This is a genomic window from Myxococcus sp. RHSTA-1-4 (assembly GCF_020037125.1).
Taxonomy (GTDB): Bacteria; Myxococcota; Myxococcia; order Myxococcales; family Myxococcaceae; genus Myxococcus.
The window spans coordinates 172110-186321 of record NZ_JAIQDG010000023.1 but is presented as its reverse complement, the minus strand read 5'-3'; the positions used below and the strand labels follow the sequence as shown (position 1 = coordinate 186321).

Annotated in this window: 12 protein-coding genes and 1 pseudogene; 4 read left to right on the top strand and 9 right to left on the bottom strand. The window is 69.5% G+C overall.

The features are described from left to right. Positions 1 to 334: 334 nt before the first annotated feature. A complete protein-coding gene (locus K8638_RS28635) occupies positions 335 to 721 on the bottom strand; it encodes a hypothetical protein (protein WP_223757827.1) in 387 nt (128 codons plus the stop codon). A gap of 174 nt (positions 722 to 895) precedes the next feature. Between K8638_RS28635 and K8638_RS28630 the strand changes: the two genes are divergently transcribed. Then, positions 896 to 2467: a serine hydrolase domain-containing protein gene (locus K8638_RS28630; protein WP_223757826.1), complete on the top strand. Its 1572-nt coding sequence runs from the start codon at positions 896 to 898 to the stop codon at positions 2465 to 2467. A gap of 55 nt (positions 2468 to 2522) precedes the next feature. Here K8638_RS28630 and K8638_RS28625 read toward each other — a convergent pair whose 3' ends face one another. Beyond that, positions 2523 to 2786 (bottom strand): hypothetical protein, encoded by a 264-nt coding sequence (locus tag K8638_RS28625; protein WP_223757825.1) that lies wholly within the window; start codon positions 2784 to 2786, stop codon positions 2523 to 2525. A gap of 247 nt (positions 2787 to 3033) precedes the next feature. Here K8638_RS28625 and K8638_RS28620 point away from each other — a divergent pair, with 247 nt between their 5' ends. Then, a complete protein-coding gene (locus tag K8638_RS28620; protein WP_223757824.1) occupies positions 3034 to 3639 on the top strand; it encodes a hypothetical protein in 606 nt (201 codons plus the stop codon). Positions 3640 to 3714: 75 nt separating this feature from the next. Here K8638_RS28620 and K8638_RS28615 read toward each other — a convergent pair whose 3' ends face one another. After that, entirely contained in the window at positions 3715 to 4689 is a 975-nt protein-coding gene (locus K8638_RS28615) for an MBL fold metallo-hydrolase (RefSeq protein ID WP_223757823.1), read from the bottom strand. 322 nt (positions 4690 to 5011) lie between these two features. On the opposite strand from K8638_RS28615, the gene K8638_RS28610 reads away from it, so the two are divergent. Further along, a complete protein-coding gene (locus tag K8638_RS28610; RefSeq protein WP_223757822.1) occupies positions 5012 to 5788 on the top strand; it encodes an outer membrane beta-barrel protein in 777 nt (258 codons plus the stop codon). 212 nt (positions 5789 to 6000) lie between these two features. Then, positions 6001 to 6315 (top strand): annotated as a pseudogene (locus K8638_RS28605) (adenosylhomocysteinase); the annotation flags it as partial. A gap of 114 nt (positions 6316 to 6429) precedes the next feature. Here K8638_RS28605 and K8638_RS28600 read toward each other — a convergent pair. From K8638_RS28600 to K8638_RS28575, 6 genes are all read right to left on the bottom strand, one after another. Further along, on the bottom strand, positions 6430 to 7698 hold the full coding sequence (locus K8638_RS28600; protein WP_223757821.1) for a TIGR02270 family protein: 1269 nt from the start codon (positions 7696 to 7698) through the stop codon (positions 6430 to 6432). Beyond that, a complete protein-coding gene (locus K8638_RS28595) occupies positions 7695 to 8177 on the bottom strand; it encodes a hypothetical protein (RefSeq protein ID WP_223757820.1) in 483 nt (160 codons plus the stop codon). The genes K8638_RS28600 and K8638_RS28595 overlap by 4 nt, the downstream gene beginning before the upstream one ends. Positions 8178 to 8530: 353 nt before the next feature. Then, entirely contained in the window at positions 8531 to 9649 is a 1119-nt protein-coding gene (locus tag K8638_RS28590; RefSeq protein WP_223757819.1) for a PAAR-like domain-containing protein, read from the bottom strand. Continuing rightward, positions 9646 to 10704, bottom strand: coding sequence for a hypothetical protein (locus K8638_RS28585; RefSeq protein ID WP_223757818.1), 1059 nt, complete (start codon positions 10702 to 10704; stop codon positions 9646 to 9648). The genes K8638_RS28590 and K8638_RS28585 overlap by 4 nt, the downstream gene beginning before the upstream one ends. Next, entirely contained in the window at positions 10701 to 11789 is a 1089-nt protein-coding gene (locus K8638_RS28580) for a DUF2169 domain-containing protein (protein WP_223757832.1), read from the bottom strand. The genes K8638_RS28585 and K8638_RS28580 overlap by 4 nt, the downstream gene beginning before the upstream one ends. A 180-nt stretch (positions 11790 to 11969) precedes the next feature. Then, the gene (locus K8638_RS28575) at positions 11970 to 14210 is read right to left on the bottom strand and encodes a SpoIID/LytB domain-containing protein (RefSeq protein ID WP_223757817.1); all 2241 of its coding nucleotides are present in this window, start codon (positions 14208 to 14210) and stop codon (positions 11970 to 11972) included. Positions 14211 to 14212: the final 2 nt, after the last annotated feature.

Here is a 14212-nt window from a genome sequence, read left to right as displayed (position 1 = left end):
CCGGGGACAACCTCGCACAGGCCGTGGGCATGCCCAGGTGCTTCAGAATCGCCCGCACCCCGGGGGCCCCCTTCACGTACGCCAGCACTCGCCGCCTGCCTCCACACCTCACGCAGGCGAACACGTCGACCGCGAACGTCCTGCGCAGCAGCCCGGCCCCATCCAGTCGCGGCGTGCGCTCCTTCTTCGCTTCCGCCTTCGCCGCTGTCCCAGACGCCAGGCTCGCCTCTCGTGGCTTCGACTCTGCCCCCGCTTGGGGGAGCGCCCAGGCGTTGTGCGCGCAGCAAGGGGTGAACGCTCAGTGCCCCTGGTGCGCCGCTGAGCGTGCGCCACGTCAACCCGGCGGCTGCATCGCATCGCGATGCGCCCTCCACGCCTCCCCGCTCATGCTCTCCAGCGTGATCGGGAGGGCCGGGGGCGCGATACCACCCGGGGCATCCAGCCGATGCAGGACATGGCAGATGATGTCGCGCATGCCCTCGGCCTTGAGCGGGAAGACCCCGCCGCCATAGGACGCCAGATCGACCTGCGGATCGTTGACGAGCTGCCGCAGGCCCAGCAACAGCCAGGGCAGATCGCCGGCCGCCTGCGCATCGTGCTGCATGGTGTCGATGTAGCTGTCGAGCTCGCTCAGGTCCTCGGGCACCTCGCTGTGATCAACGAAGTAGGTCAGGGTGAGCTGCCCCAGGTGGTTGCGGAGCATGGTGGCGCTGATCTTCATGATGGACTGGGTGTGTAAGGTGATCGCCCAGCTGGGCAGTGGTTCGGTATAGCCCGGCCGCGAGCCACCACGACTTTCCAGACAAGTCGCCCAACCTGTTTTCCCGGTGTGCGCAATCGGTGGTTTCGCGCGGCGTATGGGGCCTACCCTTCCCGTTCGTTCCCGGAGTCCGCCATGCCTCCCAGCCTTCCCCGCCTCGCCCGCGTCGCCATCGCGGGCTGCGCGGCCGTCTCCGTCCTCACCGCCGCCGATACCCGGAAGCCCGTGACCGAGTGGCTGGCCCGCCCGTCCGAGGCGGCCCGCATCGCGCGGGTGGAGGCGGGCCTCGCGCCCGTCACGCTCCCGGGCGCGGAGCCCCAGCACCTGTCGCTCCAGCGTTGGATGGAGCTGTATGCGGTTCCGGGACTGAGCGTGGCCGTGTTCGAGAAGAACGCGCTGGTGTGGGCGAAGACGTATGGCGTGAAGCAGGCGGGAGGCTCGGAGCCCGTCACCGTCGACACGCTGTTCCAGGCTGCCTCCATCAGCAAGCCGGTGACGGCGCTGGCGGCCATGCGCTACGTCGAGCAGGGGAAGTGGTCGCTGGACGCGAACATCAACGACACGCTGGTGTCGTGGAAGGTGCCGGACAACGAGTACACGAAGGAGCAGAAGGTCACCCTCCGCCGGCTGCTCAGCCACAGCGCGGGCCTGACGGTGCATGGCTTCCCGGGCTACGCCGTCAGCGAGGCGCGGCCGACCGTGCAGCAGATTCTCGATGGAGCGAAGCCCACGAACACCGCCGCGGTGCGCGTGGACCTCGTGCCCGGGACGAAGACTCGCTACAGCGGCGGCGGCACCACGGTGGTCCAGTTGATGATGATGGACCAGCTGAAGAAGCCGTTTCCGCAAATCATGAAGGAGGCGGTGCTGGCCCCGCTCGGGCTGAAGCACAGCTCGTACGAGCAGCCGCTGCCGCCCGCGCTCGCGGCCCAGGCCGCCAGCGCCACGCGGGGCAATGGAAAGAGCATCGACGGGAAGTGGCACGTCTACCCGGAGATGGCGGCCGCCGGCCTGTGGACGACGCCGTCGGACCTGGCGCGCATCGCCATCGAGGTGTCCAAGGCGCGTGCGGGGACGTCGAAGCGCGTGGTGTCGCAGGCGATGGCGAAGCAGATGCTGACGAAGCAGTCGGAGCGGTTCGGAATCGGGTTCCAGTTGGAGGACGGGAGTGACCGGTTCGGCCATGGCGGCTCGAACGAGGGCTTCCGGGCCATGCTGGTGGCCTTCGCCGACTCGGGCAGCGGCATGGCGCTGATGTCCAACTCCGACAACGGCAGCTTCCTCATCGAGCGTGTCGCCGCCAGCATCGCCGCTGAGTACGGCTGGAAGTCCTTTTCTTCCGAGCTGCAGGAGTCCCCGATGATGACGGCGGACCTGCTCGGGCGGCTCAAGGGAGCGGATGCCGTCCTCGCCTGGTACGAGGCGCGGCGGCGCGACGGCCCGGCCGACGGGCTGTCTCCCGCCGTCCTGAACCAGTTCGGCTACGGGCTGCTCAGCGCGGGCAAGGTCCCCGAGGCGGTGAAGGTGTTCGAGGCGAACGTCCGGTTCTACCCGGAGGACGCGAACGCGTATGACAGCCTCGGCGAGGCCTTCCTCGCGGCGGGACGGAACGCCGAGGCCATCCTCCACTACAAGAAGTCGCTGGAGCTGGACCCGAAGAACACCCACGCCGTGAAGGTGCTGGAGAGACTCGGCGCGCGGCACTGAGGCGCCTTCCTTCCGGGGCTCAGGTCCCGGCGGATTCACACGCTGCCGCCGCGCTTCAAGCAGGCGGGTGACGGTCCACCTCCTTTCTCTCGTGCATCGTCTCGCGGACGGCGAGCAGGCGCTCCACCAGCTCATCGAGCACCCTGACGCCGACCTCCTCCGCGCGGCGCTCCGCCTCGAGCACCTTCGGCTCCAGCTCGCGCCAGCGGTCCTTCAGGTCCATGCCCGCCAGGTGGAGGTCCAGGCGGATCTCATCCCGCAGCGTCTTCATCCGCTCGAGCCGCTCCTTCATGCCCTGCTGAACCCGTGCGTTGTTCATGGCCGTTTCCTCCCGCGGCCCTTCTCGGGCTCGCCACTCCCATGATGTGCATTCCGCGGGCCATGGCGCTGTCGAGGAGAGGCCCTCGCGCGGGGCGAAAATGCTGCGTTCCGGCGCCATCCCCCCGGCAGGCGTTGCGGGGCGAGGGGTCCTCCCGTTGAGGATGTGACACGAAGCTGGCCGCAACCACTTGCACTTCTGTTACTTTGGCAACTCTCCAAGGCTGGAGAGTCGAAAGGAAATGCAAATGTTCAAGCGCGGTCTCTCTCTGTGTGCGGCAATGATGCTGTCGGCCTGTGGCGCCCCGGAGGTGGGGGAGGAGAACCTGGAGGCCCACCTGGAGTCGCTGCCAGCTCCGCTGACCTCGGCCATCTCGCGCGGGTGTTCGTTCAACATCACCTACACGCAGCGGCCGGCGGCGCTGCCGCCCCTGTACGACATCTACCTCAACCGGCAGGCGTCGGCGACGTGCCCCTGGCCCGCGGCCTCGGAGAAGCTGGACACGTCCTACAACTACGTGCCGCGGCTGTCGCTGGCGGCCAATGACCTGGGCGTCGCCGCCAGCTTCGTGCTGAAGCGCACCTACAGCGGCAGCTCGCCCACCATCCTCGGGCTGGAGCACGTGGACCCGGAGCTCCTGACCACCGTGCGCGTGGCGGACATCTACCCCGCCTATGGCCGGGGCTTCATCTACTCGGGTGACCTGAGCATCGCGGCGGACGGCACCACGCTGGTGGTCCGGGGCACCAAGAGCGGGACCATCCTGGGAGAGAGCGGCAGCGGCAGCAACTACACCGCCACCTTCCCGAACTTCTTCACCAGCACCACGCCGCCCACCGTACAGGCGTACTGAGCGGCCGGAACGCAGGCGGGGCGGCGGCCCGGGCCCCCACCCGGTGCCGCCTGCCGCGCATGCCCACGGTGCCCGTCACGACTCCGTGAGCGAGGGCGGCGGCGTGCCAATGCACGGAGGCACCTCACCGCCACCGGCGTCGCCAAAGAGCTGCACGAAGGCCGGGCGGTCATGCGCGGGCAGGATGAACAGCTCCGAGTCCCTCGCATGGAGCTGCACCAGCTTCGCCACCTCCTGCTGCGTGCGCGAGGAGTCCTCGTCGGTGAGCCACCGCATCAGCCTGGACTTGCCGACGTTCCGCTCGATGGACTCCCGCAGGTTGATGAGGTCGCCCACGTGCACGAAGCGCAGCTGGGGTGACACGTTGATGAAGGTGGCCACGCTGCCTGGCGTGTGCCCGAAGGTGGGCACCACCACCACGGTGCCGTCCCCGAAGACGTCGAAGTGCGCGTCGTAGTTGGCATACGGCTCCGCCACGAAGGGAATGGGCACCATCCGCTCCTTCATCGCCCGCGCGTGGGCGGGGAGCATCACCCCGCTCGAGTCCTCCAGCTCCGCCTCCACGAGCTGCTTCTCCTCGGCCGCCAGCCACACCGGCACGTCCGGCAGCAGTGCCACCCCGCCCGCGTGGTCGGCGTGCACGTGCGATAGCAGCAGCGCCCTGGGCTGCGTCACCCCGAGCGCCGCCAGGGCCTCCGTCAGACTCTTCCGGGGCGTGTTCCGGCCCGCCGTCTGCGCGAAGACGAAGCGGCCCCAGAGGCCCAGCTCCCGCTTCTCCTCCTGCGCCTGGGGAGAGATGCCGCTGTCGAGCACCAGGTCTCCCTTCGGGTGGCGGATGACGAGCGCCGCCGAGGTGACCTCCCAGGTGGACGCCACGGTGGAGCCGCCGGCGCCGTAGCTCCCCGCCACCGACAGGCCCCCGGTGTCCACCCAGCACACCTGAATCGGCGCGCCCGGAGGCGGCGGGGGCACGAAGGCATGGGGCCTGGCCGCGGGCAGCGACGCGCACGCGGAGAGCAGCAGCAAGGATGGCCAGATGAACTTCTGCATGGAGATTCCTCCCTGGGTTCATCTCCACGGTGGCCGCCGCGCGCTCCATTTGCATTCTGGATGTGTGAATGAGCGATATTCACGCTGTGAATCTCGCGGACTTCGACGCATAAGAGGGATGGGGGCCCTGTTGAGGGGGAGGGAGGGTGCAGCGGGGCCGAGGGGGGGCCGCTGACGGGGCCGCCCGCGCGATGCTCCCGGCCGGTGGACAGCAGCCTCGGAGGATTCTCGGGTTTCTGACGCAACCCCGTTGCATCGCGGAATCAACCGAAGGGATGCTCGTCGGGTTGCGCCTCCACTCCTGCCCAACGGGGTCGGCTCCATGAACATGGCCACCTTCCAGCAGCTCGCCGCGCTGTCGCTCGTCTTGAGCTCTCCCTCCGCCCTGGCCGACGGGAGCAATGATGGAGTCCCGCGGCAGGGAGAGGCCCCCTCCCCTGAGAAGTCCGGGGGCTTCGATGCGCCCGGGCCGGCCGAACAGCCCCGTGGGTTCTCCCTGGGGCTTCGCACGGGGGCGGGCGTGCCCTTCGGGAAGAGTCGCGGCACGGAGGACCCGGATGGCGGGAAGATGAGCAACTTTGTGTCACGGACGATTCCGTTGCAGGTCGATGCCGGCTACTTCTTCAACTCCCACCTCTACGTGGGCGCCTTCTTCCAGTATGGGGTGACGCGGCTTGCCCAGGACTGCCTGGAGGGCATGAGCTGCAGCGCGAGCCAGCTGCGCTTCGGCGTCAACGCCGCCTACCACTTCCAGTCGAGAAGGGCGCTCGAGCCCTGGGTGGGGCTGGGCATCGGCTACGAGCGCATCGACAGCTCCGCCTCCCTGACCATCATCTACGGGCCCATGCGTGTCGAGAGCTCCACCCAGGGCTTCGAGTTCGCCTCCCTCCAGGGTGGCCTCGACTACCGCCTCAACAACACGTTCTCCGTGGGGCCCTTCGCCACCTTCACCATGGGGCAGTATTCGACCTCCCACCTCATCATCGATGCGGCTGAGCGCGACCCCCTCAACCGGGACTCCGACACCACGGAAGACATCGAGGACAAGGCGATCCACGGGTGGCTCTACGGCGGCCTGCGGGCGCAGGCCCGCTTCTAGGCCCGCCTCGAAAGGAAGTGCCCGCCCGCTCGCCCGCCGTCCGTGAGGGAGAACGGGTATTGGCGCCCAGGCGAGGCAGGAGCCAGAGGAGACGGGCAGGGCCCTGCTGTGCTTCTACGAGGCCCGGGAGTTCCAGCCCGCGTGGTTCTCCGAGGATGGCCGGGCGCGGCTCCAGGCGCACGAGTACCTGGATGCGCTCGGCAACGCGGAAGCGGAGCAAGTTCGACAACCTGTACGGCTGCCGTCACTCGCTGGTGGACGGGCTCAACCGCGCCACGGACGTGATGCTGTCCGGCAAGGTGGCCATCGTCTTCGGCTACGGCGACGTGGGCAAGGGCTGCGCCCAGGCGTTCAAGGGCCAGGGCGCGCGCGTCATCATCGCGGAGATCGACCCCATCTGCGCGCTGCAGGCGGCGATGGATGAGGTGGCGCGCCTGCACCTCGACAAGCTGGGCGTGAAGCTGACGAAGCTCACCCCGGACCAGGCCTCGTACATCGGCGTCTCCGTCGAGGGCCCGCTCAAGCCGGACCACTACCGCTACCAAGAGCGCGGTGAGATGACAGGCCCGGGCCTTTGTCTTTCCGGGAGGGAGCGCGTCCCGGCGCGCGTGCTCGGCGGCCTCGGCGAGAGGCGGCTCGCCTCACTGGAGAGCGGCAAGCCACTGCCGCTGCCGGAAGCCAGGAGCCTTGATGTCGAACAGGGGCTGGCCCGGGTGTCTCATCGCCAGCTCCAGGGCCGCTGCGCGCCGCTCGCGCTGGCGCCCCACCCCGAGGACTTCCCGAAGCGCCTCCGGCGTCATGGGGCGGCCGAGCAGGTAGCGGGTCTCCGGGTGGTAGTCCCGCTTCCTCTCCGCCCACCACGCCGCCACGGCGTCGGGCGCCGGCCACGGCAGGTCCGCGTCGGACTCCGCTTCGGGCGTCTCGTCCTCTTGCTCCGCCGTGTCCGGCCCGGCTTCCGGGGCCGTGCCCTCAAGCGAGCGCTCCGAGAGGTCCGCGCCGGTGATGAAGCGGAAGGCCTCGCCCGCCGCACGAGCCAGCTCCGGCACCCGCATCATCCGCAACAGCCAGGGGATGAAGAAGGTGTCTCCCAGGGCCGCACTGCCGGCCAGGGCGAGCCGGCGGTGCTCGGGACGCTCCGTGAATCCCATCAACCACTCCCGGGCCTCGCCCCGCTCCATCCTCCGGACCGCCAACGAAACGGCCTCCGCCGCATGCGCCCCGGCGCTCCCGGCCAGAGAGCGGAGGACGGAAAGCGCCGCGCGCTCCCCCAGCAGGACGCACGCCCTGGCGGCGAAGAAACGGCACGCCTCGTCCTCGGAGGCCAGCGCCTGCCGGGCCACCGGCAGCAACTCCCGGCGCCTCAGCTCGCCCACCACCTGGAGCGCACGGGCGCGCAGGCCCGCGTCGGTGCTGGAGAGCGCACGGGGGAGCACGGCGCCCGGGTCCTGGCCATGGGCCGCATGCCCCGCCAGGGCGGCCTGGCACAGCACGGTGTCGTCTTCATGGGCGAGCTGCCCAAGTGCCTTCGCTACCCGGGGCCACGGCAGCCAGCAGTGCGCCGAGACGAAGGCCTCCAGACCCGCATCCGAGTCGCGCGCGAGCTCGAGTACCGGCGAGAGGCGGGCGGTGGAGCCGCTCTCGAGGGCCAGCGCGGCCGAGGCGAAAATCTCCCCCGCGCCGGCCACGGAGAGGGCCTCGTCGATGACGGCCTCGGCGGCGGCACCGGCGATGCGCAGCCCGTCCAGGTGGGCCTCCACGCGCTCGTCGAGCCGCTCCAGGTCCGCGAAGGTGTAGTGGGCGGCGTCAATCGCCCTGTGACGGAGCGTCCAGAGGAAGGAGGCCTCCTCGAAGTGGCGCGAGACGAAGTCGGGCAGTGGCCCGTTGGGCGGCAGCGGACCCGGCGGGCTCATTCCGGAATCCGGTGGCCGAAGAAGTAGCGCACGCCCTCCTCGTACCGGGCGGCCTCGGGGCTCTCCAGGAAGTCCTCGAGGATGGCGGCGGCGGTGAGCGACTGGAACTGCTCGCCCTTGTAGAAGCCCGAGCAGTCGATACCCGTGCTCGCCTCGAAACGGCGCCGGTAGAAGGGCCGCATGGCACGCGCGAAGTCGTCACCGTCCAGGCCCCGCAACAGGCGCTGGGCCACCGACACCACGCTGAAGCGCTCCCCATGCAGCAGGATGACCTGGTCCGTCCCGAACTTCTTCTTGAGTTCTTCGTACCGCTCCAGCACGCGGTCCTCGTACTCAATCAGTTCGTCTTCCTTTGGGAACTGGCTCAGCGGCCCCCACTCCGGCTCCAGCAGGGTCGAAATCTGGAGTGGAACCACCTTCATCAACTCGGCGCCAAAGTGTCTGTCATAGGACTGGATGAACGCGGGAATGGACGACAAGCTTCCCCAAGCCTCGAATGCGCTGCAGAAGCAACCGGCTGTATCGGGATTCAAGGAGTCGTCCAGGTCGCGAATCATTCGCCTGAAGCAAGATGACGTCCCCGCATCCCCCACGATTTGAGCGCATACCCATGGAAGGAGGTGGGACCTGGTCGTGGCGTGATGAATGTCCAGAAGCCGCTCAAGCCGCCCGAAGTCCCCCGCCTTGGCCTGCGCCAGGATGTCCTGCACTTCCATCCAGGATGGGACGTCGCCGATCTCCTGCAGAATGGGATCATCCACAGGAGCCGGGGGAGCAAAGTACCCGCGGTCATCCCAGCGCGTTGGGTTCCAATAGTAGGGAGACTTCATGTCTATTTCCCTTGCCAGTGCGCAGTAAAGAAATCGTCAATTCCCTGGCATGCGTCGCACAGGAACTGCTGCGGCTGAAGGTTGCCAGGGTTGGTTGGACAGCCCGAGGCCTCTTTCGGCACCAGGTGGTTGATTCGCGCCAGCCCCTTCGACCTTGCGCTCAGTCTCCTATACTCCTTTGCATCTTCCATGAGTTGGGCATCATAGGGCTTGCCGCTCTTCTTCAGTTGCTCCAGGGCCGCCAACTCGCGGTTCGACATCTTGGCGGTCGCCCTGAGTGCCTGTGACCTGCCGGTGGCTTGCAGGAGTTCATCGAGAATCTCCAGGGCTTCTTTGAGCCTCACCCCCGTCCTTCGCATGTAGAGCCTCCGATACTCCATGACCTCTGCGTTCCATCTACTTTCGATTTGTCGGTGCCGTGAACCGCCAGGCTCGCTGGCCCGGAACACGTCACACGGCGGCTCGGGGAGCACCCGGCCATCACACGTGCAGTGCTGCCGTTTGTACGCGACAAGGAAGTCGAACTGCTCGCGCCGGCTCGGGTTCTTGTCCAACCCGTAGAACTCCTCCAGCGTCAGCGCCTCGTCATCGTCCCGGAACGCCGCCGGGCAGTCGTCCTTCCCACAGCACGGACACTCCCCCGCGTCCATCCGCTGCTGGGCGAGCTCCTGCGCCTCCGCCAGCTTCGACTCCGACAGGTTGCTGAACGGTGGCGTCGCTCCCGGGTAGCTGCCGTGGTTCGAGGTGGTCAGGTCCATGTGCCTCACCACCGACTTCCCCTCCACCTTCACGTCCATCGACCACGAGGCGAAGTACGTCTTCCCCGTAATCGTGTGCGTCACCACGCTCGCACCGAAGTTCCGCGTCGCCGCCTCGTTGCCCAGCTGCGACGACTGGTAGAAGGACGCGTCCTGGAGCGCCACCTCCTTCCCCGCAATCTGTACCGTCCGGCTCCCGGCCTTCAGGTCCTTCGCGGAGGAGCTGTCCGGGTAGGGCACCGGCACGGGCCCCGCCGGCGGGGGCGGAGGACTCATGCACACGTCGGGAAAGGCCGCCGTCACCTTCCCGTCGCCGCCCTTCCTCACCACCTCGTTGCCATTCGCGTACACCTTGCCGCTCATCGGCCTGCCTCCCCGGCCTGCTTCGGCCGCCGCACCACGGCCACCGCCCGCTCGCCCGAGACACTGCTCGCGAAGCACATGGCCCGAGCCCCGGGCGCGTAGCCCCGCTGCCACGCCTGCGCCAACCGCACCAACTGGCACAGGCTCGCCGCGGCCCCCACCTCGCCAAGGGACTCGGCGCACAACCACAAGGGGAGGCTCTCCCGCTTCACCCGCAGCAGCCGCGTCAACGCCAGCGTCTGCTCCTTGAAGGCATACAGCTCCCCCGAGACATCCGACAGCCGCAGCTCCACGTCCTCCATCCGCAGCCCGGCATCCTCCAGCGCGGCGCGCCCCGCCTTCACCAGGCCGTCGGCGCGCAACGGCTCCTCGTTGAGCACCGTGGCCATCTCCCGGGCGAAGCCCAGTCCTTCAATCGTGGCCAGGGACTGGCGCGACGCCCCCGCGCGCGGCTCCACCCGAACACACGCCGCGGCTTCCCCTGGAATGACTCCGTCCGCGTTGCGTGGGCTCTTCAAGCGACCGTGCTCCTCCAGCCATAGCAGCGAGCGGGCGTTGAGGAAGGAGTCCACCCCACAGACGAGACACGCCGCGGCCCGGCGCTCCCCCAGCACCTTCCGGGCCGCCTCCAGCGCCTGGAAGCCCGCGGCGCTTCCCCCTGTCAGCACACGCGAGAGGCCGGAATGGAATCTCCGCTCCAGCCGGCGCTCCACCCGGGCCACCAGCTCTCCGGCCAGCGTCGCGCCGCCCCCGGGGCGTCCGGGCTCGGCCACCGCCACCAGCAGCGGCACCTGCTCCCAGCCGGTCCCCGCCTCTCCTCCCAGCGCGTCCGCAATCGCCATCGCCAGCAGGTCCACCAGCCGCTCCTCGCGCCCCAGGTCGCGCGGCAGCACGGCCACCGGCGAGCCAGTGATGGGCTTGCGCGCGTTGTCCCGGTACGCGAGCGTCTCGAACGCGGACAACCCCGCCCTCATGGCGGCACAGGCCGAAACGGCGCTCAGCCCCACCGAGCTCACCATTCCCGTCGCCGTCACCTCCACCCGGATGGCGCTCATGACCGGCCCGCCTTCCGCTGGCGCGCCCGGTGAGCGGCCACCACTTCCGCGAGCGACCTGAAGTGCCGCTTGCCTTCACCGCGCCCCGGAGGCAGCCGGACAGGCTGGTGCCCCACCAGGACCTCCCGAAGCTTCCCGGGCTTCCGCCCCAGCGGAACCGACGCCCGCCAGGTCAGCATCATCCGCCGCGAGTCCGGCTCGACGAGCAGGGTGTCCAGCAGCGGTTCGTGACTCTGGTCCCCGTCGTCGAAGCGGAAGGTGACGGGAAAGCGCAGCGTGGGCACGCGTGCCACCAGCGCGCCCCCACGTGTCATGCCCGTGCAGCGCAAGACCTCCCCGCCTCGCGGGTATGGCACCTGCTGGTCCACCGGCGCGCAGAGGAAGTACCGCGTGTCGAAATCCCGAGGCAGGAAGGGGTAGTCCTCCTCCTGCCAGCGAGCGTCATAGGTCCCGGCATGGGCGAGCCGTGGCTGCCAGCTCCGCCCCACGGGCCCGAAGCCCATGGACACCGGAGTGTCCCTCCAACCCGAAAGGGGTTGCCGGGGGTCCTCCAGGTTCGGCAGAGGCGTGCCTTCCGCCGCCCGGGCATCGGGATTCTTGCGGTAGCCCACCCCCACCGGGTTGCGGAGCTCGGCGCCATGGTGCCGCGGGTCCGCATGCGTGAGGTCCGTTCCCCCGAAGGCCCGCTCGTACACCAGGGGCATCTGGACGAAGGCCCGGGGAGCGGAAGCACGCAGGCCGAGCAGCCCTCGCTCCCAGCGGCGGTCTCCGGTGACTCGAATGGCTTTGCGCACCGTCCCGAGCTCGAGCGTCACCAGTGACTCGGTGACAGGCTTGCCCGTGGGCGACACGGCCTGTCCCAGGACCAGGAGGTCCGCCCGAGGCTTGAAGGGCGCGAAATCACTTTCGTACCGGAGGCTCGTCGTCCCGGGCTCCCCCTGATGGACGTCCGCGAAGACCATCGCTTCCTGCACATCGGAAAGCCTTGCGCCTCCCCCAGCATCAATCTCGAATGTGCCCTTCACCGCGACGACACATCTATCCTGGCCGGCCTTATCCGTGGCGACACAGATGCCCGACGCCATCCCCGTCGTGTTGCTCCCCAACTGCATACTTCCCCCTCATGACCTGAAACCGGAGCAATCACTCTCCGCCTTTGAATAGCTTCGGAGAAGCCCCCCAGAGGTGGAATAGAACACACACAAGGGGCGGGCGGAAACCCTTCCACGAATTCAGCCCTGTCTGCATTTCTCAACCTGCCGCGTTCAGCTCCCGCCGCCGTCCTCCGGCACGGGCCGCCGCTTCCCGTAGGCCTCTTCCAGAATCGCGTCGCTCTTGAGGCCGCTCGTCTTCGCGGCCTCCACGTCCAGGCCCTCACCGTGGCCACGTCCCTGTCCCTCGAACACGATGTTCGGGCCGTCGAACGACGCCGTCCGCGGGCACGACGGCAGCTTCAGTCCCGAGCGCACCAGCTCACACGGCACCGAGTGCGCCGACTCGAACGTCGCATCCCCCTCCGAGCGCGTGAGCAGATACCGCGCCCGCCCGTCCTCGAAGCGCAGCGACACCAGGATGTACCCCAGAATCCGCTCCAGCTCCGCGCGCGGGCGCGTCTCCTTCCACGGCTCCTCTCCTCCCTGGGAGAACAACAGCCACTCCTTCCACTTCAGCGGCGGAAGCCCCACCGCCTTCGCCTCCTCGGACCGCACGCGCACCGTGCCTCGGAAGGCCTGGCAGTGCGTGGTGTCACAGACAGGCCGGCCCGGGTGACGGCTGTGCTGCTCGTTGTGTGCAATCACCCGCGCCAGCGCCACGCGAGCCTCGCCCTTCAGCGCCACGTCCTCCGCCGCCACCACGCCCGCCGTGTACTGCAAGCGCGTGGTGCGGAAGACGAAGTCGGAGCCCCGCCGCGCCTTCATCGCGCTCGGTGACGTGGGAACGCCCGGCGGCGGCCGGTACGCCGGTGCCGGAGACCAGGAGAAGATGCCCGCGTAGTCCCGCCCCTCCTCCAACTTCGGGAAGCGCACGCGCCACGGCGCCCCCAGACACACCGCCGCTCCACCCGAGGCAAGTCCCTCCAGCCGCGTCCACTCCCCCGGCGCGGCGCGAGGCACTCCGCCCTCCACCGAGAAGCCCACGCCAGGGCACCGCGCCTCCACGTCATTCGCTGGCACCAGCCCCAGCACCTGCACGCGCGCGACGTCCAGCCCGGCCTGCCGGCGCACGCGGGCCATCGCCTTCGCAACCTCGTCCGCGAAGTGACGCGGCATCTTCCCCGGCCGCACCGCCACCACCACCAGGTCCGAGTCCACCGCCGCAATCCACCCGAACTGCGGCCGGCTCGCGGCATCACGCACGGTGCCCGTCTTGGTGGACACACCCGCCAGCGCCTTCGACGCGGCCAGCTCCGCCAGCGTCCCCAGCACCGCGTTGTCGGCCATCACCGCCAGCACATCCGGCCGGGCCTCCGCCAGCAGCCGGTACGCCTGCGCCATGCCCCACGGAGACAGCGCCAGCGTGGACCGCAGCCCAATCGCATCCGCCATGTCCGCCGGCGCGCCCGTCAGCCCCACCGCCTCCAGCACGCCCGCCCACGCGCCGAACCCCTTCGGCGCCGAGCCCTTCGCCTCCCAGTCCAGGAAGTACCCATTGCACGAGCGCAGCAGCGCCGTGCGTGCGTCCACCTTCGAAGTCAGCCCCGGCCCACAGGCCCACTCCTGCACGCCCGCGCGAGGCGTCAGCACCGGATGCCCTCCCACCGGTCCCGCCGCGTACACGAACGGCTTCAACACCGAGCCATACGGAAGCGCGCGCCGTACATCTCCCTCCGCCAGCAGCACCTCGCCCGAGTGCCGGCTGAGCACCACCGTGGCGGGCCCGGCCGCGCGCACCTCCACCTCCGCCAGTTCGTCGATGGACAGCGGCACCACCCACCGCGCCCCGTCCTGGCACTGGCGCAGCCGGCGAGACAGCGCCTTCGGAAACCCCACCGACTCACCCAGAATCCGCGCCAGCGCCCGCCGCGCCCGCGGCGTGTCCACCGCCGGAGCCGAGGCCACCTCCGCCGCAGCGCGCGACAGCGACTGGTACGGCGCCTCCCGCCACGCCTCCAGCTCGCCGCTCACCGCCACGGAGAAGGCCTCGTGGAAGAGCCGGTCCTCGCTGGACTGGGGACACGCCCACCACAGGAGCTGGTGCGCCAATTCGTGCCGCAGCGCCACACGCAGCCGCGCGTCCAGCACACCCGGCGTGTTCTGCCGCAGCTCCACGTGGCCCGGCCGTCCCTGCGCGTTGCGCTCGGGAGGCAGGGCCACGCCGCGCTGGAGAACCACCGTGCCCGGCGCCTTCGCCGGAGCGCCGCCCGCCTCCGCCACGTAGCGGGCCTCCAGCGCCTTCCAGGTGGACTCCGCCTCGCGGCGCAGCTCCGCCTCGGGTGTCACGTCACCGCGAGTGACGAAGGTGGGGGTGGCCGCCAGCAGCGCGGCCACCGTGGCGGCCCACAGCATGG